1 protein-coding gene is annotated in these 920 nt (G+C 39.2%); it reads left to right on the top strand.

What is annotated here, in order from left to right; translation table 11 throughout:
• Nucleotides 1-133: 133 nt before the first annotated feature.
• Nucleotides 134-920 (top strand): F0F1 ATP synthase subunit gamma (gene atpG / locus BBROOKSOX_RS11770; RefSeq protein ID WP_139662075.1); only part of this gene is annotated, 787 nt, incomplete at its 3' end.

The following is a 920-nucleotide window of genomic DNA, read 5'->3' as shown; positions in this document are numbered from 1 at the left end:
TGCTTATATGAATGCAAACCAAACAACATTGATGGACAAAATCAGTAAAAACGGTGACTACAACGACGATATTGCTAACGAGTTACAAGCAGCAATTGATGATTTTAAGGCAAACCACACTTGGTAAGATAATATGGCAGGCGGAAAAGAAATTAGAACGCAGATTTCGAGTATTAAAAACACTCAGAAAATCACCTCGGCTATGGAAATGGTAGCAGCGTCTAAAATGAAAAAAGCACAAGACAGAATGTTGGCATCACGCCCTTATTCTGAAAAGATTGCCGAAGTTATTGGTCACCTAGCTTATGCACATTCAGAATTTGAACACCCTTATATGAAAGAGATAGGCGATGTCAAGTGTGTTGGTATTATCATTATTTCTAGCGATAGAGGCTTGTGTGGTGGTTTAAATACAAACTTATTTAGAAGTTTGCTAAAAACAATCGTTGACTATCAAGCACAAGGTATTGATGTTGAACTTTGCACCATTGGCAAAAAGGCCACATCATTTTTCAAAAACACAGACCTAAACATCAAATCGGTATTGACAGATTTAGGTGACGCGCCACAATTTGATGATTTGTTAGGCACAGTTAAGGTCATGTTAGATGCCTATGATGCTGGTGAAATTCAACAGTTGTCAGTGGCTTATAATAAATTTGAAAATACCATGACACAAGTACCAACAGTGTCACAATTAGTGCCAATGGTTGCTGGCGAAGTGACTGGTATGGATTACCACTGGGATTACATCTATGAGCCAGATGCCCAAGAGGCGCTGGGTGCGTTATTAGTGCGTTATATTGAGGCTTTGGTTTATCAGGGCTTGGTTGAAAATATCGCTTGTGAGCAGTCATCTCGTATGATTGCAATGAAGAGTGCAACTGACAATGCGGGCGATATGGTGAAGGATTTAGAAT

This window comes from bacterium endosymbiont of Bathymodiolus sp. 5 South (assembly GCF_900128535.1).
Taxonomy (GTDB): Bacteria; Pseudomonadota; Gammaproteobacteria; order PS1; family Pseudothioglobaceae; genus Thiodubiliella.
Note: the sequence above shows the minus strand (reverse complement) of the source record. Positions and strands in the feature narration are given on the sequence as shown.